21 protein-coding genes are annotated in these 26,207 nt (G+C 62.1%); 11 read left to right on the forward strand and 10 right to left on the reverse strand.

The genetic code is table 11. The features are described 5' to 3' along the window. The first annotated feature begins 100 nt into the window (after positions 1 to 100). The 4 genes from ggt (at position 101) to ACP146_RS12340 (ending at position 4,267) form a co-directional block, all read left to right on the forward strand. Positions 101 to 1,702: a gamma-glutamyltransferase gene (gene ggt, locus ACP146_RS12325; RefSeq protein WP_422367053.1), complete on the forward strand. Its 1,602-nt coding sequence runs from the start codon at positions 101 to 103 to the stop codon at positions 1,700 to 1,702. A 49-nt stretch (positions 1,703 to 1,751) separates the two neighbouring features. Continuing rightward, the gene (locus ACP146_RS12330; protein WP_422367054.1) at positions 1,752 to 2,462 is read left to right on the forward strand and encodes a ribonuclease activity regulator RraA; all 711 of its coding nucleotides are present in this window, start codon (positions 1,752 to 1,754) and stop codon (positions 2,460 to 2,462) included. A gap of 56 nt (positions 2,463 to 2,518) precedes the next feature. Further along, positions 2,519 to 3,046: a GNAT family N-acetyltransferase gene (locus ACP146_RS12335; RefSeq protein ID WP_422367055.1), complete on the forward strand. Its 528-nt coding sequence runs from the start codon at positions 2,519 to 2,521 to the stop codon at positions 3,044 to 3,046. 135 nt (positions 3,047 to 3,181) lie between these two features. Next, the gene (locus ACP146_RS12340) at positions 3,182 to 4,267 is read left to right on the forward strand and encodes an MFS transporter (protein ID WP_422369647.1); all 1,086 of its coding nucleotides are present in this window, start codon (positions 3,182 to 3,184) and stop codon (positions 4,265 to 4,267) included. Here the strand turns inward: ACP146_RS12340 and ACP146_RS12345 are convergent. From ACP146_RS12345 to ACP146_RS12360, 4 genes are read right to left on the reverse strand one after another with little or no spacing between them, the layout of a single operon-like run. After that, positions 4,264 to 4,632 carry a hypothetical protein gene (locus ACP146_RS12345; RefSeq protein WP_425032649.1) on the reverse strand — a complete coding sequence of 123 codons (369 nt, stop codon included), beginning with the start codon at positions 4,630 to 4,632 and terminating at the stop codon, positions 4,264 to 4,266. The genes ACP146_RS12340 and ACP146_RS12345 overlap by 4 nt on opposite strands. A gap of 26 nt (positions 4,633 to 4,658) precedes the next feature. Further along, positions 4,659 to 8,180 (reverse strand): methionine synthase, encoded by a 3,522-nt coding sequence (metH, locus tag ACP146_RS12350; protein WP_422367057.1) that lies wholly within the window; start codon positions 8,178 to 8,180, stop codon positions 4,659 to 4,661. Then, positions 8,177 to 9,133: a methylenetetrahydrofolate reductase [NAD(P)H] gene (gene metF / locus ACP146_RS12355; protein ID WP_422367058.1), complete on the reverse strand. Its 957-nt coding sequence runs from the start codon at positions 9,131 to 9,133 to the stop codon at positions 8,177 to 8,179. The genes metH and metF overlap by 4 nt, the downstream gene beginning before the upstream one ends. Before the next feature lie 33 nt (positions 9,134 to 9,166). Beyond that, positions 9,167 to 10,120 (reverse strand): ArsR/SmtB family transcription factor, encoded by a 954-nt coding sequence (locus tag ACP146_RS12360; protein WP_422367059.1) that lies wholly within the window; start codon positions 10,118 to 10,120, stop codon positions 9,167 to 9,169. 214 nt (positions 10,121 to 10,334) lie between these two features. Here ACP146_RS12360 and ACP146_RS12365 point away from each other — a divergent pair, with 214 nt between their 5' ends. Continuing rightward, positions 10,335 to 11,300 (forward strand): patatin-like phospholipase family protein, encoded by a 966-nt coding sequence (locus tag ACP146_RS12365; RefSeq protein ID WP_422367060.1) that lies wholly within the window; start codon positions 10,335 to 10,337, stop codon positions 11,298 to 11,300. Positions 11,301 to 11,521: 221 nt separating this feature from the next. Here the strand turns inward: ACP146_RS12365 and ACP146_RS12370 are convergent, their stop codons facing one another. Further along, the gene (locus tag ACP146_RS12370; protein ID WP_422367061.1) at positions 11,522 to 11,890 is read right to left on the reverse strand and encodes a hypothetical protein; all 369 of its coding nucleotides are present in this window, start codon (positions 11,888 to 11,890) and stop codon (positions 11,522 to 11,524) included. A 792-nt stretch (positions 11,891 to 12,682) separates the two neighbouring features. On the opposite strand from ACP146_RS12370, the gene ACP146_RS12375 reads away from it, so the two are divergent. From ACP146_RS12375 to mdoH, 5 genes are all read left to right on the forward strand, one after another. Beyond that, positions 12,683 to 13,513 (forward strand): DUF481 domain-containing protein, encoded by an 831-nt coding sequence (locus ACP146_RS12375; protein ID WP_422367062.1) that lies wholly within the window; start codon positions 12,683 to 12,685, stop codon positions 13,511 to 13,513. Positions 13,514 to 13,636: 123 nt separating this feature from the next. Then, on the forward strand, positions 13,637 to 14,080 hold the full coding sequence (locus ACP146_RS12380; protein ID WP_422367063.1) for a PRC-barrel domain-containing protein: 444 nt from the start codon (positions 13,637 to 13,639) through the stop codon (positions 14,078 to 14,080). A gap of 339 nt (positions 14,081 to 14,419) precedes the next feature. After that, positions 14,420 to 15,979: a glucan biosynthesis protein gene (locus tag ACP146_RS12385; RefSeq protein ID WP_425032653.1), complete on the forward strand. Its 1,560-nt coding sequence runs from the start codon at positions 14,420 to 14,422 to the stop codon at positions 15,977 to 15,979. Further along, the gene (locus tag ACP146_RS12390; protein WP_422367065.1) at positions 15,964 to 16,485 is read left to right on the forward strand and encodes a hypothetical protein; all 522 of its coding nucleotides are present in this window, start codon (positions 15,964 to 15,966) and stop codon (positions 16,483 to 16,485) included. Before ACP146_RS12385 ends, ACP146_RS12390 begins: the two co-directional genes overlap by 16 nt. 12 nt (positions 16,486 to 16,497) lie before the next feature. Further along, positions 16,498 to 18,606, forward strand: a complete 2,109-nt coding sequence (gene mdoH / locus ACP146_RS12395; RefSeq protein ID WP_422367066.1) for a glucans biosynthesis glucosyltransferase MdoH — start codon at positions 16,498 to 16,500, stop codon at positions 18,604 to 18,606. A gap of 12 nt (positions 18,607 to 18,618) precedes the next feature. On the opposite strand, the gene ACP146_RS12400 is transcribed toward mdoH, so the two are convergent. The 5 genes from ACP146_RS12400 to ACP146_RS12420 all read right to left on the reverse strand — a co-directional run bounded on the left by ACP146_RS12400 (position 18,619) and on the right by ACP146_RS12420 (position 25,183). After that, complete coding sequence (locus ACP146_RS12400) at positions 18,619 to 19,362, reverse strand: TIGR02186 family protein (protein WP_422367067.1); 744 nt, start codon at positions 19,360 to 19,362, stop codon at positions 18,619 to 18,621. Position 19,363: 1 nt separating this feature from the next. Beyond that, entirely contained in the window at positions 19,364 to 20,287 is a 924-nt protein-coding gene (locus ACP146_RS12405) for a sulfite exporter TauE/SafE family protein (protein ID WP_422367068.1), read from the reverse strand. 131 nt (positions 20,288 to 20,418) lie between these two features. Beyond that, positions 20,419 to 21,369 carry a dimethyl sulfoxide reductase anchor subunit family protein gene (locus ACP146_RS12410; protein WP_422367069.1) on the reverse strand — a complete coding sequence of 317 codons (951 nt, stop codon included), beginning with the start codon at positions 21,367 to 21,369 and terminating at the stop codon, positions 20,419 to 20,421. Positions 21,370 to 21,380: 11 nt separating this feature from the next. Next, positions 21,381 to 22,136, reverse strand: coding sequence for a 4Fe-4S dicluster domain-containing protein (locus ACP146_RS12415; RefSeq protein ID WP_422367070.1), 756 nt, complete (start codon positions 22,134 to 22,136; stop codon positions 21,381 to 21,383). Further along, positions 22,133 to 25,183 (reverse strand): molybdopterin oxidoreductase family protein, encoded by a 3,051-nt coding sequence (locus ACP146_RS12420; protein WP_422367071.1) that lies wholly within the window; start codon positions 25,181 to 25,183, stop codon positions 22,133 to 22,135. The genes ACP146_RS12415 and ACP146_RS12420 overlap by 4 nt, the downstream gene beginning before the upstream one ends. A 372-nt stretch (positions 25,184 to 25,555) precedes the next feature. Here ACP146_RS12420 and ACP146_RS12425 point away from each other — a divergent pair, with 372 nt between their 5' ends. Further along, positions 25,556 to 26,098 (forward strand): tetratricopeptide repeat protein, encoded by a 543-nt coding sequence (locus ACP146_RS12425; RefSeq protein WP_422367072.1) that lies wholly within the window; start codon positions 25,556 to 25,558, stop codon positions 26,096 to 26,098. Positions 26,099 to 26,207 lie beyond the last annotated feature (109 nt).

The following is a 26,207-nucleotide window of genomic DNA, read 5'->3' on the forward strand; positions in this document are numbered from 1 at the left end:
CTGAAACTGGTCTTTTGGCTATGCCATCTGCCGATAGTTCGGCAGCCCTGGATCGCCGGGCCGGCCCGGCCAGCCATGATTTAAGGAGTCTCGTAAGGTCATGCGCAATCTGGAACTTCCGGGCCGGTCGGTCGCCCGCTCAATGAACGGCATGGCCGCGACCTCTCATGCGCTGGCGACTCTGACCGCGATCAATGTGCTGCAGGACGGCGGCAATGCGATGGACGCAGCCGTTGCAGCCTGTGCCGTACAAGGTGTCGTGGAGCCCGAATCGACCGGTATCGGCGGTGACTGTTTCGTTCTCTACGCCCCGCGCGGCTCCGCCGATATCGTCGCCTTCAACGGCTCAGGACGGGCGCCCAAGGCCGCCACGGCCCAATGGTATGCCGAACAGGGCATCGACAAGCTTGAACGTTTTACCCCGCATTCCGTAACTGTGCCGGGCTCCATCGACGCCTGGGCTCAGCTTCTGCGCGACCACGGTACCCGGAGCCTCGGCGACATGCTGCAGCCCGCCATCCGTTTCGCCCGGGACGGCTATGTCATTACCGAGCGTGTGGCCACGGATTGGGAAGGTGAAATCGAAGCCTTGACCCACGACCCGGTTACCAGCGATATCTTCCTCCCGAACGGCAAGCCGCCGGCGCTGGGCAGCGTTCATCGGCAACCGCTTCTGGCTGCAAGCATGGAGACCATCGCCGAGCAAGGCCGCGACGCCTTCTATAAAGGTGCCATCGCCGAAGACCTGGTTGCCCACCTGCGCGAACTCGGCGGCCTTCACAGCCTGGAGGACTTCGCCGAAGCCGCCGGCGAGTACGTCGATCCGATCAAGTCAGCCTACAAAGGATACGACATCTACCAGTGTCCGCCCAACGGCCAGGGTGTGATTGCGCTGCTGCTGCTGAATATACTTTCCGGCTTCGATTTCTCGACGATGGAGGCGATGAGTGCCGAACGCCTGCATATAGAGATCGAAGCGATGCGCATCGCCTATCAGGAGCGCGATGCCCGCCTTGCCGACCCGGCCCAGGCCGAAGTTCCGGTGGAGCAGCTGCTCTCCGCCGACTACGCCGTGGAACTGCGTAGCCGCATTCAAATGGACCGCGCCTCCGTGCCGCCTGCGCCGGCCCCCATCGCCGCCCATGCGGACACGGTCTACCTCTCCGTGGTGGATAAGGACCGCAATGCGGTCAGCTTCATCAATTCCACCTTCAACTCCTTCGGCAGCGGCATCACCGGTCCGAAGAGCGGCATCGTGTTGCAGAACCGTGGCGGCGCCTTTTCGGTGGACCCGGACCATCCGAACTGCATCGCGCCCGGCAAGCGCCCGATGCACACCATCATCCCGGGAATGGTGGTCAAGGATGGTCGCGCCGTGATGCCCTTCGGCGTCATGGGTGGCCACTACCAGGCGGCCGGGCATGCGCGCTTCCTGACCAACCTTTTCGACTACGGCCTGGATGTTCAGCAGTCGATGGATATGCCGCGCCTCTTCGCGCTGCCGGGCGACGATGAAACCGAGGTCGAGGCCGAAAGCGGCATACCGCAGGATGTGATCGCGAAGCTGGAAGAGATGGGACACCGCTTCTGCGAGCCCTCGAAGCCCATTGGCGGCAGCCAGGCCATCTATATCGACTGGGAAGCCGGTGCCCTGGCCGGTGGCTCCGACCCGCGCAAGGACGGCTGCGCTCTCGGGTACTGATCCCAGAGTTATTGATTGTCGGCATTACTTGACCCGCAAGGAGCTGAACTTGGTTGCTTTGGACCCCGCCCTGCATGAGGCCTACAGCCAGATCACCACAGCGACGATCACCACGGTCCTGCTGAAAAAAGGCCTGCGGAACGTATGGATACGCGGTGCCAAGCCTTTTGCCGGCGAAACCAAGCGCCGGGTCGGCCGTGCCTTTACGCTGCGTTTCGTGCCCGCCCGTGAAGACCTGGCGACCCCCGCCTCCTGGTCGTCGCCCACCTCCACCCGGGCCGCCATTGAGGACATGCCCGAGGGCGTGATCACCGTGGTCGACTCCATGGGGGTCACCGATGCCGGGATCTTCGGAGACATTCTCTGCGCGCGGATGCACAAGCGCGGCGTCGAAGCGCTGATCACCGACGGCGTGCTCCGCGACCTGGAGGGGGTCGAGGCCAGCGGCCTGCCGGTCTGGTGTAACGGTGTTGCGGCACCCGCCTCCGTCGCCGGCCTTACCTTTGTCGGCTGGCAGCAGCCGATCGGCTGCGGCGGCGTTGCGGTCTTCCCGGACGATCTGATCGTCGCCGACAGGGACGGTGCGGTGGTGATACCGAAGGACCTGGTCAACGAAGTTGCGGAACTTGGCCTGGAACAGGAACGCCTCGAGGGTTGGATCATGCGGGAAGTCGGCAAGGGTGTTCCCCTGCCCGGCCTCTATCCGCCCAACGAGGAAACCCGCGCCCGCTATGCGGCGGAAACCGCTGAAAAGACCTGATCCAGGGGCTGCAAAAGGCACTTGCCAGGAAATTCGCGTTTTTCTAGCCTTTCCCGATGCTTGTGCTCGAACGATTCTTTCCGCCCTTTAAGTTGCGGCTCGGAAACCCCGGGGATGCGGAAGCGCTGCTGCAGGTCCATCAGCGGGCGATCCTTGTGCTCGGCCGGCGGATCTACAGCGATGCCCAGGTAGAAAGCTGGGCTTCCGGCAACACGGCTGAGCGCTATGTCAGCGCCATGCGCGAAGACGGCGAGATCTTCGAGGTCGCCGTGGCGCGGAAGGGACGTATTGTCGCCTTCTGCTCGCGTAAGGAGGCAGAGATTCGCAGCCTCTACGTCGATCCCGATTGGGCCCGCCACGGCATCGGCCGCCTGCTGCTGAAGCGCGCCGAAATGGCCATCACGGAAGCCGGCCATGGTTCCATCTCCATCGGCGCCAGTCTGGTCGGTCTGCCTTTTTACGAATCCCAGGGTTACCGGGTGCTGCGTCACCGGCATTGGAAAACGCGCGGCGGCCTGTTCATTCCGGCCGCGGAGATGGAAAAGAACGTTCACGCCTCCGCACACCGGCAGTCCGAAAACTAAGTCAGAACCCTTCATCGGCCTGCATCGAAGCAACGCTTCAGTCCTATCCGCCATTCTGGGAACAGGAGCCGAGGGATCTTTCACGCGACGCCCGCGATCGGCAGAGCCAGAGGCTCGATCACCGCGATCTTCTTCATCAACGGCACCCTGGTCGGCTGCTGGGCGTCCGGTATTCCTCAGATCAAGGAACGCCTCGGCCTCGACGAAGGTACCCTGGGGCTTGCGCTGCTGGCATTCGCCTTCGGGTCCATCGTCGCCATGCTGTTCGGCGGCCCGCGCATCGACCATTTCGGCAGCCGTCTGGTGTTGCTGATCAGCACCCTGGGTTTCAGTTTCAGTCTTCCCCTGGTGCTCCTTGCCCAATCGCTACCACAGCTTCTCGCCGCCGTGGTCGTCATCGGCTTTGCGAACGGCTTGATGGATGTCTCCATGAATGCCCAGGGCATCACCGTCGAGCGCCGCCGCGACCGGCCGATCATGTCTTCCCTGCACGCCTTCTTCAGCATCGGTGGCATGACCGGCGCGGCGGCAGCGGCACTGTCCTACGGCCTGGGCGGCGGGATTGAACACTACCTGCTCACAGTCTGTGTGCTGGTGATCCCCCCGGCCGTCTTCGCGCTTCACGGGCTGTTCCCCGACGCCCAGGCAGCCGGCCTGAAGGGCCGGATTTTGGCGCTGCCGCCCCGGTCTCTCTGGCTGATCGCCGCCTTTACCTGCATCGCCTTTGTCTGCGAGGGCGCAATGTTCGATTGGGGTGCCGTCTACCTGCGCGACGCTCTGGGCAGCGATGCCTCGACGGCGGCCTTGGGTTTCGGCACCTTCTCCGCCGCCATGGCCGCCGGCCGCCTGCTGGGCGACCGGGTGGTCGCGCGTACCAGCCGCGTCACCATTCTGCGCGGCAGCGCCGTAATCGCCTGCTTGGGCTACGTTCTGGCACTTGCCGGAGAAAGCATAGTGCTCACCTTTTTCGGCTATGCCCTGATCGGCCTCGGCGTCGCCAATATCGTGCCGGTGCTTTTTTCTCTTGCCGGGACGCGAAAGGAAATCGGCCATGGCAGCGGGATCGCCGCGGTGGCCACGGCCGGCTACAGCGGGTCCCTGCTCGGCCCCGCCTGGGTGGGGTTCCTGGCGGATCTCTTCAGCCTGCGTTGGGCGCTGGCGGTGACGGCGGTCTTCCTGGTACTTTTAGTCTGCTTCGGTCGGCTCGTACGAAAAGACTAGCCCTCCTGGACCGGGGTGCAGAGGCAGTCTTCCAGCCCTGTCAGGAAACCCTGGGCAATGGTGGTTTCCGGGTCCATTTCCCGCAGGATACGGCGTAGCACCGTGCTGCCCTCGGGGAAACGGCGCATCTGGGCGATGGTTTCCTTGGCCAGGCGCTCGCCGAGCGGCCAGTCGTCCTGATAGACGCCACTGTCTTCAGGCACATCCCAATAGTGCCAGGTCTCGGTCTCATCCAGGCTGACAGTCGGAAACTTCAGCCACTCCTCCTGCCACCAGTCGGCGGCCTTGGCGGCCTCAGCCACCGCGGTTTCGCTTTCCTGGCGGAAGTCATCGAGGTCCAGGACCTTCTTCGATGCAGCCATCATGTTTTTCCTCCCATTTGGGCGGTCGCTCAGACCGAAAAATACTTTGCCTGCGGATGGTGCAGGACGATTGCCGATGTGGATTGCTCCGGGTGCAGCTGGTGCTCGTCGGACATGACGATGCCGATCTCTTCCGCATTCAGCAGGGCCAAGAGCTGCTCCTGATCCTCCAGGTTGGGACAGGCCGGATAGCCGAAGGAATAGCGTGAGCCGCGATACCCCTGGCTCAGCATGGCGTCCATGTCCCTCGCGTCTTCATGACCGAAACCCAACTCGGCGCGGATGCGCTTGTGCAGGTATTCCGCTAGCGCCTCCGCCATTTCCACGCCAAAGCCGTGCAGATAGAGGTAATCCTGGTAGCGGTCATCCTGGAACCAGTCGCGCGCCACGTCCGAGGCGTTCTGTCCGACCGTCACCACCTGCAGGCCCAGAACATCACGCTCGCCGCTGGAGAGGTCGCGCAGGAAATCGGCGATGCAGAGTCCGCCACCACGAGCCTGGCGCGGCAGAGAGAAGCGAGCCACCTCACGCTCCAGATCATCAGGATCGAAGAGAATAACGTCATTCCCCTCGGCATTGGCCGGCCAATAGCCATAGACCGCCTGCGGCACCAGAATGTCCTGCTGTTTGGAAACATCGAGCATGCGCTTGAGGGTGGGCTTCAGTTCCTTGCGCGCCCAGATCATGTAATCCTCCAGGGAGCGTCCGTTCTTGCGAAAGCCCCATTGGAACTGAAACAGCATGCGGTCGTTCAAGAAGGGCACCAAGGCATCCAGAGGCACCCGGGCCAGGACGCGGGGCCCCCAGAACGGCGGCTCCGGAATCTCGACGCCTTCGGCCAATTCTTCCCGGCGCAGGCGGGTTTCCGCGAAGTCGACCGGGCGCTGGTCGGCCCGCGTCGCCTCGCCCAGCACGCGCTTGCTTTTACCGGGGCGGGCCGCGCCCTTGCTCTTGCGCTCGTCGACATGGGCGGCGAAGTTGCCGTTCACCACCTTGTCCATCAGCGACAGCCCATCGAAGGCATCACGCGCATAGGCGACCTGCCCGCTGGCATAAGCCGCCGCACAGTCCTGTTCCACATAGTTGCGGGTCAGGGCCGCGCCGCCCAGCATTACCGGTACGGCCACGTTGTCGCGGGTCATACGCTCCAGGTTTTCGCGCATCACCACCGTGGACTTCACCAACAAGCCCGACATGCCGACCGCATCGGCCCCGTGCTCGATCACCGCCGCCAGGATGTTGTCGATGGGCTGCTTGATGCCGAGATTGACGACCTTGTAGCCGTTGTTGGTGAGGATGATATCGACCAGGTTCTTGCCGATGTCATGCACATCACCCTTCACCGTAGCCAGAACGATGGTGCCCTTTTCCTGTCCCTCCACCTTTTCCATGTGAGGTTCCAGGAAGCGAACCGCGGCCTTCATGGTCTCCGCCGACTGCAGCACGAAAGGAAGCTGCATCTTGCCGGCGCCAAAGAGTTCGCCGACGACCTTCATGCCGGCGAGAAGGTGCGTATTGATGATATCCAGAGGCGGGTGCTTCTCCATCGCCTCGTTGAGGTCATCTTCGAGGCCCTGGCGGTCACCATCGACGATGCGGTCGCTGAGACGTGTCTCCACGTCCTCCGCACGGACCTTTTTCACGCTGGCGGCGGCTGTACGGCCCTCAAACAGGCTCATGAAAGCGTGCAGCGGATCATATCCGCCATCACCGGTATCGGGGCGGCGGCGGTCGAAGATCAGGTCTTCCGCCACCTGTACCTCTTCCTGGGGGATCTTGTGCAGCGGTACAATCTTGCTGACGTGGACGATGGCCGACGTCAGGCCGCGCTTGATGGCATGGTCCAGATATACCGAATTCAGCACGTGGCGCGCCGCCGCATTCAACCCGAAGGAAATATTGGACAGGCCGAGCAGGATCTGACAATCCGGCAGCTCCCGTGCGATCTCCTCAATGGCCTCCAGCGTCCAGAGACCGAGTTTTCGGTCATCTTCGTTGCCGGTGCAGATCGTGAAGGTCAGTGGATCGATGATCAGGTCGCTGGCCGGCAACCCATGCTTGACGCAGGCGAAGTCGTACAGCCGCTTGGCCACGGCCACTTTGTGATCGGCTTCCTTGGCCATCCCGCTTTCCTCGATGGTCAGCGCGATCACCGCGGCACCGAAGCGGCGGGCCATTTTCACCCGCTGCTCCGCCGGCTCCTCGCCATCCTCGAAGTTGATGGAATTGAGGATCGGTTTGCCGCCATAGAGCTTCATCGCCGTTTCGAGCACCGGCAATTCGGTGGAATCGAAAACCAGCGGCGCCGATACCGAGCCGCGCATGCGGCTCACCACCTCGGTCATCTCGGCGCCTTCGTCGCGGCCGACGAAGGCGGTGCAGACATCGACGGCGTGGGAGCCTTCCTTGGCCTGCTCCACGCCCATGGCGACACAGCCGTCCCAGTCACCGCTCTCCTGCAGTTCCCGGAACCGCTTGCTGCCGTTGGCATTGCAACGCTCGCCGATGGAGAGATAGGCGTTTTCCTGACGCAGCGGCATCTGGGCATAGAGGGAAGCAACCGAGGGCACCCAGAAGCTCTGGCGTTGCTTGGGCGCCGGCCGGCTGCCGACCCTGGAATCCTCGCCCGCCCGCTTGCTGAGCATGGCATCCAGCGCCGCAACGTGTTCCGTCGTGGTACCGCAGCAACCGCCGATGATGTTGAGGCCGTCTTCTTCCAGAAAGCGGTCAAGCCATCCGGCCAGCTCCTGCGGCTGCAGGGGATAGCGCGTTTGACCGTCGACCAACTCCGGCAGACCCGCATTGGGCTGGACGGAGATGAAGCCGGGCCAGTTTTCCGCCAGCCACTCCAGGTGGGGCGCCATCTCCTGCGGACCGGTCGCGCAATTGAGGCCGATGACCGGAACATCCAGAGCATGCAACACGGTCGCCGCTGCAGCCACATCGGCACCAACCAGCAGGGTCCCGGTGGTCTCTACCGTGACCTGCACCATGATCGGCAGATCCGCTGCGGCTGCAGCCCGGGCCAACTTGGCACCGTTTACCGCCGCCTTCACCTGCAGGGTGTCCTGGCAGGTTTCGATCAGAATTGCATCGACGCCGCCGGCAATGAGGCCGTCGCACTGGATCTTCAGCGCTTCTTCCAGTGAGTCGTAGTCAATGTGGCCTAATGTCGGCAATCTGGTCCCCGGTCCGACGGAACCGACCACGAAACGCTCCCGGCCATCGCCTGCAAAGAGCTCCGCAGCTTCCCGGGCGATCTCTGCGGCGCGCCAGTTGATCTCCTCGGCGCGGTCGGTCAGGCCGAACTCGCCCAAGGTAATAGGTGATCCTCCAAAGGTATTGGTCTCCACCATGTCCGCCCCGGCCTCGAAATAGCCGCGGTGTATCTCCCGCACCATGTCCGGGCGCGAAAGGTTCAGTACCTCGGTGCAGTTTTCCTGTCCCCAATAGTCATCGTCTATGGAGAGATCCATGGCCTGAACACGGCTGCCCATGGCGCCATCACAGAGCAGCACCTGCTGCGACAAAAGATCGAGAAACTTGCTCACTGGGCAGCCGCCATCGCAAAGGTTCGCCGGCTTTCCGCCCCTCGCGCCGCAAAGGCATCGCATAACAGCAACCGGCAAACGGCGGCGGTCAGATCAGCTCTGTTCAAGGTATAGAAATGGAATTCCTCAACGCCGCGCACCGCCAGGAAGCGGCAGAGGTCGGCAGCGACGGTTACGGCAACCGGGTCCCGCACCTCCCCCTGCTTTTCCAGGCCGTCAAAGAGTGGCGGCAGCCAGGCCGGAAGAGCCGACTTGCAGCTTGCGGCAATTTCCTGGGTTCGCTTGAAGTTCGCGATGGGGAGCACGCCGGGGATGATGGGTGCCGTAATCCCGGCCGCACGGGCGCGATCGACAAAGCGCAGGAAGTCTTCCGGATTGAAAAAGAACTGGGTGATTGCGCGGCTGGCGCCGGCATCCAGTTTCCGCTTCAGATTATCCAGATCGCTGTCGGCGCTCTGCGCTTCCGGGTGCACCTCCGGATAGGCGGCGACCGATATGTCAAAATCCGCCACCCGGCGCAGCCCGGCCACCAGGTCCGCGGCGAAGGCGTAGCCATTAGGGTGCGGCCGAAAGCCTGTACTGTCCTTCGGCGGATCGCCGCGCAAGGCGACGATGCGGCGAATGCCCGCGGCCCAGTACCGCTCCGCCAGGGCGTCGATCTCTGCCCGATCGGCACCGACGCAGGTCAGATGCGCAGCCGGGGCAAGGTCGGTCTCGTTCTGAATGCGCTCCACCGTCCGGATGGTCCGCTCCTGAGTCGTCCCGCCAGCCCCATAGGTGATAGAGACGAAAGTCGGATTCAGCCCTTCGAGCTCGCGCAGGGCCCGCCATAGCCGTTCTTCCGCCAGAGGCGACGCCGGCGGGAAGAACTCAAACGAGAAACGCGGTTGAACGGTGGTTCGCGGCATGAAGTTCACCTTGGGGTTCAGCGTAGGGGCAAAAGCCTCAGTCATGATTTCGCTTTCGAATTGCAGACCGGAGAAATCTCAAGCCGCGTTCTGTCGGCCTGCTTCGCCTTGCCGGCGGGCAGACCAAATCGAGATGGTCAGGGGGTCACCTTGCAGGTGTTGGCTCTCGTCCTGCTCCAAGCCGGCCTCGCTCAGCCAGCTCGCAATGCTGCTCTCTTCAAAGCCCAACCAGCGGTGCTCGTGCTCGTCGCGAAGCACGTCCTGTGCGTGGGCCTGAAAATCGACGATGAACAGGCGGCCGCCCGGCCTCAGTACCCGGGCTGCTTCTTCAATCGCCTGGGCAGGCCGCTCCGCATAGTGCAAAACCTGGTGAATGGTCACCGCATCGAAACTGCCGGCCGGCGCAGGAAGGTGATACATATCGCCCTTGCGGACCACGCAGTTGCGCAGACGGGCGCGTTCCAGCTTCGAACGCGCAATCATCAGCATGTCGGGGGAAAGGTCGATACCGATGGCCCGATCGACCTGTTCGGCCAGCACCTCCAGAATCCTGCCGGTGCCCGTGCCGACATCCAGCAGATCGCTCACCTTCTCCTGTGCGATCAGCCGACGGAGCTGCGCTTCCACTTCGTCGTCTTGGACGTAGAGCGCGCGCACCTCGTCCCAGCGGGCCGCAACACGATGAAAGTAATCTTCGGCGCGCTTCGCGCGCTCCGACATCACGCTTTCCAAGCGGCTGAGATCACGCACGACCGTCGGGTCGTCACTGGGCAGCGAGTCGACAAGGGTTTGAGCGAGGCCAGCCGTCGCACCGCGTTGGGAAAGCCGGTAGTAGACCCAGGTGCCTTCCCGGTTGCGGTCCAACAGACCCGCCTCCGTCAGCAGGCGCAGATGGCGCGAGATGCGGGGCTGGCTCTGGCCGAGGATCTGGACCAGGTCGCTTACCGTCAAATCGCCGTGGGCGCAGAGCACCAACAAGCGCAACCGGGTCGGTTCGGCGGCTGCCTTCATGGCGGCTAGTAGGTTTTCCACACGGCACCTCCGGTGCTGTCTGCTCTCCGAGGAAGATAGCACCATAAAGATATAAAGATATCGTTATGTCAAGGTTAAGTGCTTGATGTGAGGTGAGTACTAGCCATGAATTTCGTGGTAACGCCCCTGTCCTGCGATCTGCCGCCTCTGCGCCGGCGCTGTTTGACACGCTCGAATTATGATTCGCTTAAGTGGACTCCTTATATGATTAACCATGGCCCAGGTATCCGAACCCCAGTGGCGACCCAAGATCGGCCTTGCTCTCGGCAGCGGGGTTGCGCGCGGCTGGGCGCATCTCGGGGTGCTGCGGGCGCTCGCCCGCTATGGCATCGAACCGGACGTCATCGTCGGAACCTCCATCGGCGCGGTGGTCGGCGGCATCCATCTGGCCGGCAAGGCCGAAGCTCTGGAAGCATGGGCGAGGTCCCTCACCAAGGTTCGGATGATCTCCTACATCGACTTTCGCATGCGCAATGGCGGCATGCTCGGCGGCCGACATCTCATCGACGCCATGCGGCATGAACTGGGCGAGATGAAGATCGAGGATCTCGACCGGCCCTTCGTCGCTGTCGCAACCGACCTTGTGACCGGCCACGAAGTCTGGTTGAGAAGCGGTGATATGGTCGACGCCATGCGTACCTCCTTTTCGCTGCCCGGCATCTTCGAACCGATGCAACACGAACACCGTTGGCTCGTTGACGGTGCTCTGGTGAATCCGGTGCCGGTTTCCGTCTGCCGCGCCCTGGGGGCCCAGATGGTCATCGCCGTAAACCTTAACGCCGATATCATCGGCAAGGAGCGGCGCGCCGGTGCCGCCGTCCCTACGGTCGCCGGTTTCGATCTGTTGAGTGAAATTCAAAGTAGCGACGAGGTCCCGATTAAGTCGCGCATTGGTGCTCTGGCCAGCCGCATCTTTCGGCGTGAACCGAGTCAGCCAAGCATGTTCGGGGTGATGATTTCGGCTTTGGGTATCGTTCAGGACCGAATCTCCCGCTCGCGTCTCGCCGGCGAACCGCCGGACGTTCACATCACACCGCGGCTTGGAAACATCGGCCTCTTCGAATTCGATCGTGCGGATGAGATCATCGCCGAGGGGGAAGACTCGGTGGAGCGGGTGCTTCCGGATTTGCATGACGCCATCTCGATCTTCGGTCGGGAAAGACAAGACTCCGACGGTTAACGATTGAACGTCCAACCGAGCTGGGCAGGGTCATTTCAAACACCCCCTCCTCACGCCACTGCGGTGAGGTTTTCGGACGATGATTGGATCCGAAGACAACCGTCCGAAGGCGCAAAATAGAAAACGGCGACCGCCTCACTGAGCGATCGCCGTTCTCCACATAACGCTTACCGGCTAGGATTGCGAGGCGGCAGTCTACCGACTCGGCGCGAGGTGTAAGGTTATGATCTAGCTGATTTTTTCTTCGCTACTTTTCTCTTTGCAGCCTTCTTCTTAGCTGCCGGCCGCTTGGCGACTCTCTTTTTCGCGACCTTCTTTTTCGCTACCTTTTTCTTAGCGACTTTTCTCTTCGCTGGCCGCTTGGCGACCTTCTTTTTCGCTACCTTTTTCTTGGCGACTTTTCTCTTCGCCGCTGGCCGCTTGGCGGCCTTCTTTTTCGCTACTTTTTTCTTGGCTACTTTCTTCTTAGCCGTCTTGCGCGCAGTGGTCTTGCGCGCGGTTTTCTTTGCGCCTGCCTTCTTGGCAGTAGCACGCTTCGCCGGCGATTTCTTTTTCGCCGACTTCTTCTTTGCAGTCTTGGTAGTTGCCAATTGTCTAATCCCCTAACGTCAGAACGAATCCGGTGATGCCACCCCGCGCGCTGAATTGTGCCTGTTTGATCAATCAGTGACAAGAAAAGAGAAGCAGCACTAAAGCAATTGAATGCAAAAACTTTAACTCAGCACCATGACGTCATTCATTTGATCGAGCCGTTGCACTTGTCAAGGACCGTCGAAAAGCTCAAAGAGCGATCATCGAAGTAGCTTAATACAAGACGAATCGGATCACGCTGTCATAACAGTTTGTGTCTTAAGTCAGGGTAAGACGGATCGACTTAAGTCAGCTTGAGAAGCCTCTCCACGGCCTTCGATTCGCATCAGCAAACGGACATGGCGCTTCCTCGATATCCCGCAACAAGCTGATAGGCAGATCGAAGAAAGGGCACGCAGGTGCCCGCGCTGTGGATGCAGGGTTAACGCTTTTTCCTGTCTCAAGACTTGTGCATTCGACTCTTGGTGCAACCACAAAGATGGACGGCTGCCGATGATCCTGGCGCCGCCGGAGTCGCGCCACCACAGAGCAAACACAGCAACGCCGAGGCCGACGATACTATAGTCGCCTCCGTTATGCCCTTGTCTCCCAGGACCTTTTGCGCGTTCGTGGTGGCGTTCTCCTGTTCTACGTCTGGACCGACGTGGGCGTCTCAGGGGTGCCTGCCAACGGATCAACGAGCCGAAATCTCCGCGGCTGCAAACCAAGCCGAGAGCAGCACCTTTCACAGAGCACTCCGGCGTGCTGTTGCCGCCGACCCATCGTGTCGGCAGGAAGTCCTTCGCCACGCAATGCTGCAACAGCCGGCCTGGACGGCGGATCTTCTGATGACGGCGCTCTTTGACCCACCGCTGGATTCGCGGGACGCCAGCCCCCCGTCCCTCGCCCAATCGGCGGCGGCCGGCCCGGAGCGGCCCAATGCCGGTCAAGTTGAGGTTGGTCAGGGCGACGTTGGCCAGACCGACCCGCGCGAACCGAAAAGCCCCTGGTCCGGAACCCTGGACATCGGCGGCGTGGCCCGTAGCGGCAATACGACCAATCTGGGGGTCTCGGCAGGCATCGAGGTGATCTACGAAGCGGCCCCTTGGCGCCATGCCGGCGAGCTGTCGTTCGACTACCTTGAGGCCAGCGGCACGACCGAGGCCCAGGTCCTGGATGCCGAATACCAACTGCATTATGACCTGACCGAGAAGACCTTTGTTTACGGCCTTACACACTACGAAGACGACCGCTTCAGCGGCTTCGAGTATGAAATCACAGCCTCGGGCGGACTGGGAACCCGGCTGATTGAAAACGAGATACTCGAATGGACGGTGGCCGCGGGCCCGAGCCTTCGGGCCTTCCGCGAAGAAGACAGTGACCAGGTCGAAACGGCGCCGGGATTCAGGCTTAACAACGATGTCGCCTGGCAGATCTCCGAGACGGCAAAGCTGGCCAACGAAACGGAGGTCCGACTCGACAGCGAACGCAGCGAGGTTGAAAACGAGACCAGCCTCACTTTGCAGATTATTGAGAGTCTGGCCGGCAAGTTCTCATTCACAGCCAACTACCGCAGTCCTGTTCCCGAGGACACCGACGAACTGGACACGACAACCAAGGCGTCGCTGATTTACGGCTTCTGACCGGCTGCGGTCGCCATGGATCGCGGATGCAAACTGGTCCAAAAAACAGGGAATAATCTGCGGCCAGGGCTGTCTTGAGGAAAAGGCCCAGAGTCATGCGTCACCGATTTCGCGGGAGGTCCTGTGACCCAGCGCTGCCCATTTCTTCGCCAAGGCCTGCAGGCCGGCTTCGTCGTCGCCATGCTGGCCTTCGTTCAGCCCTCTGCGGGCTTCTCCCAGGAAGCACCGGCCGCACCGGTCTCCTCGGCGCAAGGCGCAGAGTCGTCCGATCTGCAAACCGCGCGCACGATCCAGGGCATGAGCCTCTGGGACCGCAAGAACGAGCTGCTGGGCGAGGTGAATGACGTTGTGCTGGATCGAAACACCTCAAAGCTGCGCCTCGTTGTTGTAACGCAGGGCGGTTTCCTCGGCATCGGGCAGAAGGATGTCGCCATCGAATGGCGGGAAATCGATTACGATCCGAGGGCTCGTCTGCTGCGAACGCGAAAACTCACGGCGGACGATCTTGAACAGCGAGAACCCTATGAAGCCGACCGCGGTGACATCTCAATCGACGATTGGCAGTAAACGGTCGATTTCACCACGTCAAAAACGGCCGCAATGCCACTTCCTTGACTCTTCCGAGTCGCTGTTGCCGCCGTTTATACCCGGTCTATCGATGCAGTCTGACCGCTAAGGTCGATATTTCAAAATCATAGCGAAGTAACTTTGAGTGGTGTCTTTCAACCCGTGGAATAAAACCAGGGGCTCCCGGTCTATATGCGGTAGAGCCTGGCGGTGTCCGGGATGGAAGGAGAAACCGCAGACAGAAAAGCCGGTAACAAGAGCGATCACGGTCTCCGCACCGCGCGACTTGGCATCGGCTGCAATGCGGACTTGCGGCATCATTCAGACCTGAGAGGAAGCGTGTCAACAGAACGGGTCGATCGACGGACTTTCCTTGGCGCCCTGGGAATGGGTGGCCTTGGCGTGACGCAACTTGGCTTGCCGCAGGCCTTGGCCGCCGGCCAGTGGGACCGGGCGATGCCGGACAGTCCCTTCAGCTTTACGGAACTCCGCACCAGGGCGGCTCAACTCGCCTCCCAACCCTACGAACCCGTGCCGGCTGTCGCCTTGCCGCAGAACCTTGGCGAGCTCTCACCAGCGGACTATCACGCCATACGCTTTCGTCCGGAGGCCACGATCTGGCGCGACGAGGGGCTGCCCTTTCAGATGCAGCTTTTTCATCGCGGATCGTATTTCCGCCAAGCGGTGCGCATCAACATTGTCGATACCCAGGGAATCGCAACGATCCCCTACTCGCCCACGCTGTTCGACTATTCGGGCAGCAGCGTGAGCGCCGCACCGGAAGATCTCGGCTTTGCCGGATTTCGCCTGCTGCATCCGCTGAACCGAAGCGACCGCTTTGATGAAACCGCCGTGTTCCTGGGCGCCAGCTATTTTCGTGTCCTGGGCGCCGGTCAGCATTTCGGTCTTTCCGCCCGCGGCCTGGCGATCGATACCGGTCTCCCGAAGAAAGAAGAGTTCCCCTATTTCAAAGAGTTCTGGATCGAGAAGCCTACACCGGATGCGCAGACCATTGAGATCTTCGCCCTGCTCGACAGTGTCAGTGTGACCGGCGCCTATCACTTCAGCCTCACCCCGGGCACCGAGTCGCAGATGCAGGTGCGCGCCAGCGTCTTCACCCGCCAGGCGGTCGAGAAGCTGGGCATCGCCCCCCTGACCTCCATGTTCCTCTACGGCGAAAACTCCATGCGCCCGATAGATGATCTGCGCCCGGAAATTCATGATTCCGATGGTCTCTTGATGGCTTCCAAAAGCGGTGAGTGGATCTGGCGGCCGTTGACCAACAGAAGCGAACTGCAGATCAGTTCCTTCCAGAATGAAAGCCCTCGCGGCTTCGGGCTGCTGCAGCGTGACCGTGATTCACGGCATTATCAGGATCTGGATTTCCGCTATGAACGGCGGCCCAGTGCCTGGATCGAACCCCAGGGCGACTGGGGCAAAGGCATTGTCCAGCTCATAGAAATTCCAAGCGATGCAGAGCGTTATGACAACATCGCGCTGCTCTGGGTACCGGAACGGGCTGTCGAGGCCGGCCAGGAGTGGCCCTTCGCCTATCGTTTGCGGTTCGCGAAGGGGTATCGCGACTTCCCCAGTAGCGGACGGGCCCTTGCAACACGCGAAGGCGCAGGCAGCGAGGCAGGCCGGCGCCGCTTTGCCTTGGAGTTCGGTGGCGGCCCACTGGCTGAACTGGAGGACGAGGGCGCAGTTGAGCTTGTTGTCAGTGCCTCCGACGGCCGAATCCTTGACGCGCAAATCCGACGAAACGAGGCGACAGGGACTTGGCTGGCTCTCTTTGAGCTGGATCCCGAAGAGCGGGAAGCCATCGAATTGCGGGCCTTCCTGAAAGACCACGACCACGCTCTGACCGAGACATGGAGTTATCTTTGGAAACGCAGCTGAAGCCAGCACACCCGAACGCACCGCAGACTGACGGTATCGAGATCCTGCGGGCGCGCCTCCTTGCCGGGCTCGATCGCTATCTGCGCGCTGCGGGCGTTCACGAAGATGCGCTTCGCCACCGGCTCGCCACCCGCATCAGCTCTCAATTGCAGGACCGGGGTCTGGATCTGGTGCGGATCGACTGGCGCGTGGTGATCGAGGCCGTCGATAGAGCCCTCTGCAGCGAATATCAAATCGCCGATCCCGGTGGCGAAGGTTTGAACTGCAAAGGCCGCCTTGCCCAGGCCTATTGTCAGCAGGAAACGGCAAGCCCAACGACCCTTGGAGCCCTTCTGGATCCGGCGGATGGCTGGGGCACACCGCTGCGCAATCCGAAAGCGATGCCGGACCAGGAACTGGCGCCCTGGCGCCCGAAACTCTCCTGGCTCGGGCAGTCGGCGGCCTGGCGGCCGACGCAGAGCGTCGTCGTGAGCCTGTGTTGCCTGGCCGTGGTCCTGGTGCCGTAAGAGCTGCTGCTCATGCCGCAAACTGCCCGTGAACCGAAACTGCCCCGTGAACCGACACTGCCCCGTGAACCGACACTGCGCAGAACCTTGCTGTTCTGCCTCGTGACCGCTTCAACCTTTGGCGCCGTCATGGTGTTGGGAACGATTCTGGCGGCCCAGGGGCTCTCTCTCCTCGAGCTTGGCATACTCGGTCTCTTCGGACTCCTCTTCGCCTGGATCACCACCTCGTTCTGGACCTCCTGCGCCGGCTTCGTATTGCACCTGTTTGGTCATCGCGGACAGCGCCTGCATGACCGCAGCAGGGCGGCAGGCATCGATCCAAAGCCATCCGGCGATGGGTCAAGAACGGCGCTTATCATGCCGATCTACAACGAAGATCCCACACGGGTGCGGGCCGGGCTCGAAGCGACGCTCCAGTCATTGCTGGAGTACAGCACCGCAGAGCACTTCGACCTCTTTATCCTGAGTGACAGCACCGATCCCGAAGTCTGGCTGGCGGAGGAACAGGCCTGGAGCCGCCTGAACCGGGAGTTCGCCGGGAAACTCTCCGTCTACTATCGCCACCGCCCGAAAAACCTGGCGCGGAAGAGCGGCAACATCGCGGAGTTTTGCGAGAGCTGGGGCTACCTTTACGACTACATGGTGGTTCTCGACGCCGACAGCATCATGTCCGGCCGCTGTCTGATGAAGCTGGTCCGTCGCATGGATCTGAACCCCCAGGTCGGCCTGATCCAGGTGCCTCCGGTTCCGGTGCTTCGAGAGTCCTTCTTCGCCCGCAGCCAGCAGTTCGCGGCCAGCGTCTTCGGGCCGATCTTCGCCAGCGGACTGAGCTTCTGGTTCGGCGGTGGATCGAACTACTGGGGCCATAACGCCATCATCCGGGTCGCCCCCTTTATGGCGCATTGCGGCCTGCCCAACCTGCCCGGCCGGGAGCCCTTCGGCGGCGAGATCCTGAGTCACGACTTCGTCGAGGCAGCCTTGCTGAGGCGTGCCGGATGGGAGGTCTGGCTGGCCGATGACCTCTCCGGCAGCTACGAAGAACCGCCGCCGACCCTGATCGACCATGCCAAACGCGACCGCCGCTGGTGCCAGGGCAACCTCCAACACCTGCGCGTCGTTTTCGCCGAGGGGCTACGGCCGCTCAGCCGTCTGCATCTCGGCATGGGCATCATGTCGTACCTCTCCTCGGTGTTCTGGTTCTTGCTGCTGGCGCTTTCGGGGCTGGAAGCACTGCGCCAGGCGGGGACCGAGCACAGCTACTTCATTGAAGGGGACCTTTTCCCGAACTGGCCGGTTTCCTATGCCTTCGAGGCAACCACCCTGCTGGCGATCACGCTGTCCATTCTCTATCTGCCGAAAATTCTCGGCTATTTGGCCCTGTTCCTCGACCGCCGACGCCTGCAGGCCCACGGCGGCCCCGTTAAGGCCGGGCTCAGCCTGCTGCTCGAAAGCCTGACGTCAATTCTGCTGGCGCCGATTCTGATGCTGTTTCAGGCAAGTTTCGTGGTCTCGATCCTCGCCGGGCGCTCTGTGCGCTGGGCGGCCCAGCAGCGCGACGACGGCGAAACCTCCTGGGCCGAGGCTGCGGCCGCTCATCTCGGCCACACCCTGATCGCCCTCCTGGCCGGCTGTTTGAGCTACATCTACGTGCCGGACTTCTTTTTCTGGCTCACACCGGTCCTGCTGGGCCCCATCCTGTCGATCCCGCTGTCACGCTTCACAAGCCGCGTGGATGTCGGACGACGTCTGCTGGATTGGGGTATCTTCCTCACCCCTTGTGAAAGCGATCCACCGCGGGTTCTTCGCGACCTCGCGAGACGCATCGCCGAAGCGAAGCCGGAGAGCGCCAGAACGTCGCTCTTTGAGCAGGCAATTGCCGATCCCTTTGTGAACGCCCTTCACCTGACGCTGCTGACGCGCGAGAGCAGGAGCCGAAGCGAAAGGCTTCATCTCGACGCGCTGATTGCCCGGTTCCAGGAAAAAGGCGCCGCCGGCCTCACCAGCGGCGAAAAGCGTGATCTGCTCTCCGACCCCGAGAGCATGAGCAGCCTTCATGCCCTCGCCTGGCGGGCAATCGACTCCGGCCCCTCGGTCCCCGACCCCCTTACGCAACGGGCCTAACCGAAGCTTCCTCTAGTTCTTGCGGAACACGAAGGCGGCGAGAGCACCGGCCGCAGCGGCCAGGAGAATCGCCAGAATCCCGTAAAGAGCCGAGTACTCGTGCGCGAAGTAGAACACATCGGCCCCGAGCCCGGCCTTGCTGACGATCAAGGGCGTGGTCTGGGCATGCTCGACCCGGCCCTCACGCATCATGAAGACCTCGATGTCATAGAATCCGGTGGGCACGTTCGCCGGAAAGAACAGCCGGGTCCGGAACAACTCGCCGCCGAGAAAGCTGATCCCCTCGCCCTCGGGCGTGAAGAGCCCCTGGCGCCGCTTGTTGCGGATCAGCCCGGCTCTGAATGTCTCCAGTTCCGCTGGCGACATAGAGCTTTCCTTGGCGCGCAGGCGCAGGTAATTGGCCCCCATGCTGTGCCGCGCGCGCACGGTCTCGCTGGCAATCTGCCTCAGTTCCGCACTGCTGCGAACGGCATAGAAGCTCGGAACCGAATCAAAGACCACCCGCTGATCGTTCACCCAGATCCCCGCATAGCGGCCCTTGCGCCAGACCGTCGTGTCCTCGGCCGGCCCCCGAACCACGACGACCACGTCGCTGTTGGATGCGACCGTCCCGAAAAGCAGCACATCCGTACCGGTAAAACCCGTCGTAATCTGGATCTGATGCTCGGAAAGGTCTGCGACCAAAGGATTCTGCGCCGAAGTCGGCATCGCCAAGGCCATGATGCCCAGGGAAAGCAGAACGGGACCGAGCCTCATCTCAGTGGCCCCCGACGTTGTCTGCGATGATGAAGAGGTCGTTCGGCGTCGCCACCAGATCAAAGAACAGTTTGCCGCAGACCCCGAGCACCAGGAGAGCCAGCAATCCCCGCAGTTGCTCGCCGCGCAGCCGGGTGCCGACCCGGGTGCCGATCTGCGCGCCGATGACCCCGCCGGTGAGCAGGATCAGCGCCAGCAGCGCATCGACCGTCTGGTTCTCCGTCGCCTGGAGAAACGTCACCGTGGCGGTCACGAAGATGATCTGGAACAGCGAGGTTCCCACCACCACCGAGGTCGGCATGCCCAGCAGATAGATCATCGCCGGCACCATGATGAAACCGCCGCCGACACCCATAATGGCCGCCAGAATGCCGACGACGAAACCGATCAGGATCGGCAGCAGGGCCGAGATATAGAGCTTGGACTTGCGGAACCGCATTTTGAACGGCAGGCCGTGCATCCAGTGGTGCTGATGCAGTTTGCGGCGAACGTCGGTTTGGCGGCGGCGGCGGAACAGCGCGCGGGTGCTTTCAACGAACATCAGGGTCCCGACGGCCCCCAGAAGCACCACGTAGCAAAGGGAAATGACCAGGTCGAGCTGACCAAGGCCACGCAACAAGGTAAACAACCAGACGCCGGAGACCGAACCCAAGGTACCGCCGAGCAGCAATACCCCGCCCATGCGGAAGTCGACGTTGCCGCGCCGCCAGTGGGCCAGCACGCCGGAGACCGAGGCCGCCATGATCTGATTCGCTTCCGTCGCCACCGCAACCGCCGGGGCGACGCCGATGAAGATCAGCAGCGGGGTCATCAGGAAGCCGCCGCCGACCCCGAAAAGGCCCGACAGGAACCCAACCCCGCCGCCCATGCCCAATAGCAGAAAGACATTCACAGAGATCTCTGCGATGGGCAGGTAGATGTTCATCAGAAAAAGTCGGCTTTCCAGAGGCCCCAACCCGGGGGCCGATCCAAGATGGTGCAGCTTATCGTCTGCTTATGGTGCATCGCAATGAAATCGTTCCAACAGGGCGCCGGGCCTGGGCCTCGAATCCCCGGCTACGCGCGGCTCTCCCCATAGTATAGAGAGACCACGTGCTTTGCCTCAGCGAAGAACAGCCAGCGCTCGACGGCCACCCCCAGAGCGAAGAAAGCCGCGCCGATCACAGCGGCTGCAGCGGCCAGGGAGCCCGGTAAAGCAAGGCCCACAAGGGTCGCAAGGAAAGGCAGGCCGAAACCGATCAGCACCACGAAGCGCCTGAGCTTTTCCGCGTGCTTTCTGGCGATGCGAAAGCCCATCTCCTGCATCAGATAGTTGCTTTCGCTGTGGGGGGCCTCCAGGAGCCTTACCTTGCCCAGATGCCCCAGGCCGGTGGCCGACTCGGCGGTCGATCCCCCCTCTTCCGTGCCCAGCTCACGCCAGTAAAGCACCTTGGCCGCCAAGGTCAGGACAAAGAGCAGCAGCACGACCCAGGGAAAGGTCTCGGCCAGCGGCAGCCGCCAGATCGACAGGAAGACCTGCAGCAACAATCCGCCGGAAAGGGCGGCCATGAGCAGATAGATCGGCAGGGTCCAGTTGTTGCGCCAGGCCCGGATGGTCTTCAGCGAGGTGTAGATCATCGCCGTACAGGCCACTGTGGCGATGCAGCTCAGTGCCGCAATGAGGCCGATCAGGCCGGCAAGCCCCTGATTGCTGCCGAGGAAGATCCAGGCCAAGGCGAAGAGACCTGCCGGCAGAAAGGTGAAGACGGCAGCCACGCCTTCCCGCGACAGCCAGGAAGAGCGCCACTGGCTGAGGGCCCGCCAGGCGCGCTCCGGATGACCCAAATGGAAGGTCGAAGACAGCAGGCCGAGGATCACCAGTCCGAAGGCGATACCGAAACCCAGAAGGCCGAGCCAGAACTCCGCCGGCAGCAGACCGAAGGCCCCGAGCAGGCCCATCCAGGCGAGCAGTCCGTAACCGGCACCCGATGCGGTGGTGAAGAGAATAACGGATTTTGCCGGATGCATGTCTCAGCCCCCTACCGCGTCAGCATGCGATCGACCCAGCGGGCCAGAAGGCCCGCCGATCCATCAGCGGTTTCCGCGGTGGCAACCAGAGGGGCGGCGCGTTCCACTTCGGCCGGGTTCGCTTTGGGACGCGGCGGCAGATAGCGGTTCACCGGCGCGCAGCCCTGTTCGGGCATCAATTCAAATCCCTCCCGGGCCGCTACCAGCAGGGAGACCTCGGATTCCGGATCGCCGAGATCGCCGAAATGCCGGGCCCCGGCGGGACAGGTCGAGACGCAGGCCGGCACGCGGCTGCGCTCCGGCAGGTTCTCGTTATAGATCTTGTCGACGCAGAGCGTGCATTTCTTCATCACTCCTGCGTCTTCGTCATACTCGCGGGCGCCATAGGGGCAGGCCCAGGAGCAGAGCTTGCAGCCGATGCAGGCCTCGGCATTGACCAGGACGATGCCGTCATCTTCCCGTTTGTAGGATGCGCCGGTCGGGCAGACCGTCACGCAGGGCGCGTCTTCGCAGTGCAGACAGGATTTCGGGAAATGGACGGTCCGGCTGCCGCCGTCGTCGCTCACCACCTCGAAGGTGTGGATGCGGTTGAACCAGACGCCGGTGGGATCGGCGCCGTAGGGATCCGTATCCGTCAGGGGCGCGGAATGGCCACTGGTGTTCCATTCCTTACAGTTCACCGCACAGGCATGACAGCCGACACAGATGTCGAGATCGATCACGAGCCCAAGTTTGACGGGCCCGCTCTGGGAGGGGAGAGAGGTCATACGCCACCCTCCGCCGGCGGCTCGACCTTCGGAGGCGTCTCCGCCAGGGTGGCCACCTTACCCTTTTGATTGCCGCGCCCGTCGGCCACGCCTGGAACGGTTCGGGCCACTTCGTGGCGGTTGCCGATCCATTCCTGCGCCGGCGCCTGCCGGTCTGCGCCCGGCGCGCCCTGGCCTTTCAGATCGGCGCCGTAGCGCAAGACCGCGGGCTGCTTCGGCCGCGCGGAAGGCGGCGTCTTTACCGGATCGAAGAAAGGCTCCGTTGCACCGTTCTCCGCCGGTTCACAGCGCTCAAGGCGCACCCGCAGGTCATACCAGGCCGCCTGACCGGTCACCGGATCGGAATTCGAGTAGCGCGTTCCGCCTTCCCGGGCCGGCAACAGTTCGGAGATAATATGGTTCAGCAGGAAGCCCTTATTGCTTTCAGGGGCGTCCTTATCCAGGGCCCAGGCACCGCGCCTTTTGCCAATAGCATTCCAGGTCCAGACCGTTTCCGGGTTCACACCGTACATGACGCGGACCTGACCCTTGACCCGGCCATGGTGGCTGATCACCCAGACCCAGTCGTCATCTTCAATACCGTGCTTCGCTGCGGTCTCCGGATGCACGAAGAGCCGGTTGCGGGCGGTAATCTGGCGCAGCCAGGCGTTTTGCGAACCCCAGGAGTGATACATGTGCATCGGGCGCTGGGTGATGGCGTGAAGGTCGTATCCTTCGTCGGCAACCGCCGCCTCTTCAAAGGGCGCATACCAGATCGGCAAGGGATCGAAGTAGGCCTCGATGCGCGCGCGCTGCGCTTCGGGCGGCTGGTTTTTACCGTGGCCGCGGGCCGCCAAGCGGAACTTCTGCAGGATCTCGCTATAGAGCTGCATGGTGATGGGCTCCTCGCTCGGAATCCATCCCATCTGCTTGGCGAAGGCCAGATAATCGCGGTTGGAGTGTTTGAAATAGAGCTGTGAAGGCTCCAGCTTGTGGGTCCAGAAGCAGCCGTTCTCGATGTAACGCTGCAGCTGATCCGGGTTGGGCGCACCTGTACCCTGTTGATCACCCTCAGCGCCGCGCCAACCCGCCAGGGGACCGATGCCCGGGCTGCGTTCGTGGTTGACGATATAGTCGGCGTAGCCGCCGGGATACTTAGCGCCGCCACCCTCTGCTGTCAGGCCCGGCAAGCCCAGCCGTGCGCCCAGATCGATGAGCACATCCTGAAAGGGGCGCACATCGCGATCCGGTTTACAGACCGGCTGACGGATGGCGTCGCCCGGTCCATGGGCCGAACTGATCGGCCGGTCCAGCAGCGAAATGCAATCCCAGCGCTCCAGATAGGTGGTGTCCGGAAGGATCAGATCGGCGTAGGGCACCATCTCTGAATAGTAGGCGTCGGAATAGATGATTTTGGGAATCTTGTAGTCGCCGGTCTCCGGATCCTTATCGGTCAGGTAACCCAGCGTCCCCTGAACGTTCATGGAGGAGTTCCACCCCATGTTCGCCATATACATCATCAGGACGTCGACGGGATAGGGGTCGCCCGCCCAGGCGTTGTGGATCACCATGTGCATCAGGCCATGGGCAGCCAGCGGGAAATCCCAGCTATAGGCCTTATCGAGGCGCAGCGGCTGGCCTTCGCCGTCCACCAGAAGGTCATCGGGGCCAAGCGGAAAACCGAGGGGCATACCGGCGATCGCGGTATTGGGTGCCACCGACTTGCCGGCGGGCAGCGGGCTTGGCGGAATCAGCTTCGGGAAAGGCGCCTTGTAACCGAAGCCGCCGGGGCAATCGATGGAGCCCAGCAACACCTGCAACAGGTGAATGGCGCGACAGGTATGAAAGCCGTTGGAGTGAGCGGAAATTCCCCGCATGGCATGCATGGAAACCGGGCGGCCCACCATGCGCTCATGACGCCGGCCGGCCCAGTCGGTCCAGGGTATATCCAGGACGATTTCTTTTTCAAAGGCCGCCTCCGCCAACTCGGCAGCGATACGTTTGATCGTCTCGACCGGCAGGCCGATCTGTTCGGCCACCGCCTCGGGTGCGTAGCCCGGTTCAAGATAGCGCTTGGCCAGCAGCTCAAAGGAAGGCACCGCCTGACGTCCGTCCGGCAAGGTGAAGCGGCCGACAACGGCGGCGCCGACGCCGATATCCTTTGCAGGCACCGCGGCCTGTTTCTGCGCATCCCAGCAAAGCGCCGCGCCCTCACTGTCACGGGCGAAGAGACCGTCGTCTTCCGCACCGGGATCGTCGATCACCAGCCAGGTCGCGTTGGTGTAGCGGCCGAGAAAATCCCAATCGATCTTCTCCGCTTTCAGCAACTCGTGAATGAGGGCCATGACAAACAGGCCGTCGGTGCCGGGCCGCAGGCCGATCCACTCATCGGCAATGGCTGAATAGCCGGTTTTCACCGGGTTCACCGAGACGAATTTCGCCTGGCCCAGCGTCTTCAGCTTGCCGAGCCCCGCTTTGATCGGGTTGGAATCATGATCTTCGGCAACACCAAAGAGCATGAAGTAACGGGTGTAGTCCCAGTCCGGTTCGCCGAACTCCCAGAACGATCCGCCGATGGTATAGAGGCCGGCCGCCGCCATGTTCACCGAGCAGAAGCCGCCGTGGGCGGCAAAGTTGGGGGTGCCGTACTGCGCCGCCCACCAGCCGGTCAGTGACTGGCTCTGATCGCGGCCGGTAAAGAAGGCGAACTTGCGCGGATCCCTGGCGCGGACTTCGCCCAGCCATTCCGTGGCCAGCCCAAGCGCCTCTTCCCACTCAATTTCCTTGAACTCGCCGGCGCCGCGCTCGCCCACCCGCAACAGCGGCTTGGACAGCCTGGCCGGCGAGTTGTGCTGCATGATACCGGCCGAGCCCTTGGCACAGAGAATACCCTTATTGACCGGATGGTCGGGATTGCCCTCGATGTAGCGGACCTTGTCGTCCTTCAGGTAGACATTGATGCCGCAGCGGCAGGCGCACATGTAGCAGGTGGTCTGTTTGACATCATCTGCAACTTCGGGAGAGGTATCGACATGCTCCTGCGGGGTTTCGAATGGGCTGGTGACCATTGATCTTGTTTGTCCCCTGATTGCATCGACACGGGCGCTGACCTGCGCCATCCGAAGGGGCCTTTTTCGTAGACGGCCACTGGCCCCATTCCATGGTGCCAATTTGCCGCGAGGCCGTGCTTTTTATGAAGCTGAGCCTCGCTTTTAACGCAGAACCCCCCTCAAGATAATAAGATTCCAGAGGTTTCAGGGCTCTGGCCCCATTGATTCTTCATCTCTGGACTGAAGTCTCAATTTCCGCCGCCGGCGCAGATTTCCCAGCGCTCTGCCTGAAACCCATTCGGCAACACCTGCGTAAGTAGGAACAAGCAGCACGGGGCGCCGTCGCAAAGCGGCATCAGGGCGCAGGACAAAGCCAGAAGAGGTAAAACCATGCAAGAAACCATTAAAGGCATCCGGGTATTCCGGATCGGCGGACTGATGCTCGCAGCCATCGTTGCCACCGGCCTCGCCGTTTCCAGCGCGCCGGTCTCGGCTGCCGGCAGTTGGGGCAGCAGCAGCAAGGAAAGCACGACGGCAGCGGACAAAGACTATGTCCTTGCCGAGAAGCGGATCCAGGACGGCGACTACCAGGGCGCCATTGACCTGCTTTCCAAGGTCGCCGAGCGCGAGCCCAAGAACGCGGATGTCTTCAACTACCTCGGCTACACCAACCGCAAGCTGGGCAACTACGAGGTGGCCCTGACCCATTATAAGCGGGCCCTAACGTTGGACCCCAAACACCGCGGCGCCCACGAGTATCTCGGCGAGCTTTACCTGACGACCGGAGAACTTGAAAAAGCGCAGCGCCAACTCGACGAACTCGACTCTCTCTGCTTCTTTGGTTGCGACGAATACCGCACGCTCAAGGCCAAGATTGCCGAGTACAAGAAGCAGCAAGCGGCTGCACCTGCAGCACGCAGCACATCAGACTAACCGCTTTCGAACAAGCTGAGGCGAGGGCCATCCCCCTCGCCTACAGGCGGGGTGGTTGGCGCTCGCAGTCGAGCGGCGCCTGCGGCGGCAACCACCCCATTCCCCAATT

This window comes from Pelagibius sp. (assembly GCF_965249265.1).
Classification (GTDB): domain Bacteria; phylum Pseudomonadota; class Alphaproteobacteria; order Kiloniellales; family Kiloniellaceae; genus Pelagibius.

Coding starts and splice junctions, on each gene's coding strand:
- ACP146_RS12345 (WP_425032649.1), bottom strand. CDS start 4,632: ATGATGGCTGCATCGAAGAAGGTCCTGGACCTCGATGACTTCCGCCAG.
- ACP146_RS12400 (WP_422367067.1), bottom strand. CDS start 19,362: ATGAGGCTCGGTCCCGTTCTGCTTTCCCTGGGCATCATGGCCTTGGCG.
- ggt (WP_422367053.1), top strand. CDS start 101: ATGCGCAATCTGGAACTTCCGGGCCGGTCGGTCGCCCGCTCAATGAAC.
- ACP146_RS12405 (WP_422367068.1), bottom strand. CDS start 20,287: ATGAACATCTACCTGCCCATCGCAGAGATCTCTGTGAATGTCTTTCTG.
- mdoH (WP_422367066.1), top strand. CDS start 16,498: ATGCCGCAAACTGCCCGTGAACCGAAACTGCCCCGTGAACCGACACTG.
- ACP146_RS12410 (WP_422367069.1), bottom strand. CDS start 21,369: ATGCATCCGGCAAAATCCGTTATTCTCTTCACCACCGCATCGGGTGCC.
- ACP146_RS12375 (WP_422367062.1), top strand. CDS start 12,683: ATGCTGCAACAGCCGGCCTGGACGGCGGATCTTCTGATGACGGCGCTC.
- ACP146_RS12425 (WP_422367072.1), top strand. CDS start 25,556: ATGCAAGAAACCATTAAAGGCATCCGGGTATTCCGGATCGGCGGACTG.
- ACP146_RS12365 (WP_422367060.1), top strand. CDS start 10,335: ATGGCCCAGGTATCCGAACCCCAGTGGCGACCCAAGATCGGCCTTGCT.
- metF (WP_422367058.1), bottom strand. CDS start 9,133: ATGACTGAGGCTTTTGCCCCTACGCTGAACCCCAAGGTGAACTTCATG.
- ACP146_RS12415 (WP_422367070.1), bottom strand. CDS start 22,136: ATGACCTCTCTCCCCTCCCAGAGCGGGCCCGTCAAACTTGGGCTCGTG.
- ACP146_RS12420 (WP_422367071.1), bottom strand. CDS start 25,183: ATGGTCACCAGCCCATTCGAAACCCCGCAGGAGCATGTCGATACCTCT.
- ACP146_RS12335 (WP_422367055.1), top strand. CDS start 2,519: ATGCTTGTGCTCGAACGATTCTTTCCGCCCTTTAAGTTGCGGCTCGGA.